The organism is Streptococcus sp. k-378, assembly GCF_013277505.1.
Classification (GTDB): Bacteria; Bacillota; Bacilli; order Lactobacillales; family Streptococcaceae; genus Streptococcus; species Streptococcus pseudopneumoniae.
This window is the reverse complement of the sequence record NZ_VMNC01000115.1, coordinates 1-3653: the sequence shown is the minus strand read 5'-3', so window position 1 is coordinate 3653 and position 3653 is coordinate 1. Positions and strand designations below refer to the sequence as shown.

Genomic DNA, 3653 nt, shown 5'->3' with positions numbered 1-3653 from the left:
ACTGGCTTGAAGCCATAATAACCGCCCTCATTGCTGAGAATCGGTTTTCTAAATAAATCAAGTCAGCTGTTTGCATAATATAAATTATGTAAACAAACTCTACAACAACAAATCTTTGACTTTCCCAATTTCGCTTTTTGGAATAACCAGGTGAATCATATCACCCAGATACATTCTGGTTGAGCCATTAACTGTTTGGCTCTTTCCATTATGGACTTGGGTAGTGATGAGGACGTTGTGTGGTAAGTTGAGTTCGTGTACTTGTTTTCCAGCAATCTTATCAGAAACTGGTATTTCGATAAGGGTAACTTCTCCTTCACTGGATACTTCTTCTGGAAGCATTTTTTCCAGCATGGCTTCATAGACTGGTGTACCCTTGAGCAAATCCATGATAATATAAGAAACAAGAGTGACAAGACCAAGTGGCATGAGGTTGCGAATATCTCCTACCATCTCAGTTACGAGGATCATGGCAGTTAAGGGAGCTTTTGATATTGCTCCAAAATAGCCACTCATTCCTAGAATGACAAATATAGGGAATTGCTCTTGACTGACAAGTCCAAGATTGACACAGATAACACCAACTAGGGCACCAAGTAAGGAACCGAGAGCCAGAATTGGTAGGAAAATTCCTCCTGGAAGACCACTTCCATAACTAATCATGCTCCAGATAAAGCGAATTAAAAAGTAAGCTAATAGAACTTGAAAACTAAAATCTTGCTCAGTTAAGGAAAGAACAAGCTGATTTCCACCACCAAGGACGTGGGGTAAAAAAATTCCGACTGGTATGATGAGAATGAAGGCCAGAATTGGATAATGAGCTCTATCCAAATGGATTTTTTGACCAATCCAATCATAAAGTCTACCGACATCGAGCACAGCTTTTTCATAGAGAAAACCGGAAAATCCAAGGAAAATTCCCATCACAAGATAAATCCAGTATTGATCTAGGGTCATGAGAGGAATGTTATCTGGCATATCCAATACTGGTGTCAAACCGAACATGAGCAGAGACACAAAGTTTGCTACGATGCTGGCTGCTAGTGTAGAAACCCAGAAAAAGCGCGAAAAATGGTGATAAACTTCTTCTACTACAAAGAGGAGGCCTGCTATTGGTGCATTAAAGGCTGCGGCTAAACCTGCTGCAGCTCCACTGGCAATTAAGGAACGTTCCTCTACTGGACTGGATTTGAGCCACTTGGCAATTCCTTTACCACCAACTGCTCCCAGTTGGATACTTGGCCCTTCACGCCCCAGCATAAGGCCACTAGCAATAGCAAGCATTCCTAGCACATATTTTTTCCAAAGAACGCCCCACCAGTTGAGGGACATGAGGCCTTTCAGTTCGGCTTCGACTTGCGGAATTCCTGAGCCTTTGATATCTTTTTCTGATCGAGTTAATTTAGCACTGAGCCAACAGATGAGTATATAAAACAAAACCAGTACAAAAAGATTGCGCACTAGGTGCCCTTGATCTTGATAAAGTCCTTGTATCAGGTGGAAGCCCTTTTCAATTAAGAAACGAAAGGATCCGACGATAATTCCAACGACGAGGCCGACAATGATTCCTCGACCAACTTGGGATAGGATAGTGCTGGATGCAAAGGCGAATTCTTTCTTAGAACGGACTATTTCCGACTGTTCCTCCATGGTATTTCCTTTCAATTAACTTTCTTTTTTACCTAAAACCAGTGATTTAACAGGTTCAAAGCTGGTTCGGTGAATTGGGGTAACTCCTAGTTTTTCGAGTCCTTCTAGGTGTTTAGCTGTTCCATATCCTGCATTAGTAGCGAAATCATAGCCAGGAAACCGCTGATCGTATTCCTTCATCAATTCATCACGGGTCACCTTGGCTACTATAGAAGCTGCTGCGATAGAGAGGGAATTAGCATCACCTTTGATGATGGAGGTTTGTGAAATGGGCAACTCCAGTTTCATGGCATCTATCAAAAGGTGCTCAGGTTGAGGACTGAGCTGGGAGATTGCTTCTTCCATAGCTAGTTTGGTTGCTTCATAGATATTGACTTGGTCGATGACCTGATTATCTATGATACCAATTCCAATCGACAAGGCTTGGTTTTGAACGGCTTGGAAAATCTCCAGATGTTTCTTTTTAGGAATTTTCTTGCTGTCATTGAGGCCTCTAATCTTACAATTTTTAGGTAAAATAACAGCTGCAGCGACTACAGGACCAGCAAGAGGACCACGACCAACCTCATCAATACCTGCTATCAAGGTCAATCCTTGCTTGTAAAGTTCTTTTTCATAGGAAAGCATGGATTCCAAACGAAAATCCTCATCCAATTCAGCCTGAATGGCTTTTTTACGCTTGCTGATTTCCTTTTGAACTCCAGAGCGACTATCCTGTTCGAGTTGTAAAAAAAGAGGGTTATCTAAGTCCTTGACCGTTGCAAGAAGTTCTTTTATTTCTTTAATCGTCGCCATAGAGGTCTTTCAATGTATCTAAGGTATAGTTACCGAGTTTGCCATCACGGACTTCCTTCACGAAGAGACTGTAAAAACGGTCATAGTCATCACGGAAACCGAGGGCACGGGTCATATCCATAATAATCACAGGCGCTTCCTCTTCAATTTTCATTTGTTTGAAGCGTTCAGCCAACTTTTCTGGATAATGTTCTTTGAAATAATTGAGGCCAAAAATAGTTACCTCATCCATAGGAAGCAACTGGTCTTTGATAGCTCCAGTCAAGGCCAGTTTCAGTGCAACAGTTTCATCCTCAAACTTAGGCCAGAGAATCCCCGGTGTATCCAAGATTTCCAGGTCTTTATTGGTTTTGAGCCATTGTTGCCCCTTGGTAATCCCTGGCTTGTTTCCAACAACAGCAATTTTCTTACCAGCCAAACGATTCATCAGAGTTGATTTACCAGCATTTGGAATCCCAATAATCATGGTACGCAAGGTTTCAATCTGAATACCACGTCCTTTCTGACGAGCAATCTTATCGGCCATGAGCTTTTTGGCCGCATCTGTTACAACTTTTACAGTCACTTGCTCTTTGGAATTGATAGTCAGCGTCTGGATTCCCTGTGATTCAAAATACTGACGCCATTCTTTGGTCATTACTGGATCGGCCAAGTCCGCCTTGTTTAAAATCAGGAGTTTCGGTTTATCACCAACAATCTTGGTCAACATAGGATTTTGACTAGATAGAGGTAAGCGTGCATCCACCAAAATCGTTACAAAATCAACAAATTTTAGATTTTCCTGCACCTGCCGACGCGCTTTAGACATGTGACCAGGAAACCATTGAATAGTAGCCATTGAGTTTTTCCTTTCATAGCGAGGATTTAGATACCCTATTTTATTTTACTATCGTTTGAACACATAGAGTTTTCAAATGGATGATGTCCAAACACTTCTTGTTTTATGACATAGAAATCTACTTTATATTATATCATGCCTTCTTTATTTTGTCCGATGATAGCCTTTCAAGTACCCTATATATAGTAGATTAAAACAAGATGTGAACAAATCGATTAGGAAAGTCAAATTAATTTCTAGAAATATTTTAACATCTATAACGTACTATTCTAAAGTAAGCGCGTCATAACAAGGTATCTATCATTCATGGAGTTCCTCCTGTATACTATTCGTAAAGTAAAACTATTGGAAGATATTTTAATGCCACAAC

Annotated in this window: 3 protein-coding genes; all 3 read right to left on the bottom strand. The window is 40.7% G+C overall.

What is annotated here, in order from left to right:
• Window positions 1-99: 99 nt before the first annotated feature.
• From HT719_RS09995 to ylqF, 3 genes are read right to left on the bottom strand one after another with little or no spacing between them, the layout of a single operon-like run.
• Entirely contained in the window at window positions 100-1650 is a 1551-nt protein-coding gene (locus tag HT719_RS09995) for a ClC family H(+)/Cl(-) exchange transporter (RefSeq protein WP_172929096.1), read from the bottom strand.
• A 15-nt stretch (window positions 1651-1665) separates the two neighbouring features.
• Window positions 1666-2445, bottom strand: a complete 780-nt coding sequence (locus HT719_RS09990; RefSeq protein WP_023939078.1) for a ribonuclease HII — start codon at window positions 2443-2445, stop codon at window positions 1666-1668.
• A complete protein-coding gene (ylqF, locus tag HT719_RS09985) occupies window positions 2432-3283 on the bottom strand; it encodes a ribosome biogenesis GTPase YlqF (RefSeq protein WP_000201328.1) in 852 nt (283 codons plus the stop codon). The genes HT719_RS09990 and ylqF overlap by 14 nt, the downstream gene beginning before the upstream one ends.
• Between the last annotated feature and the right edge of the window lie 370 nt (window positions 3284-3653).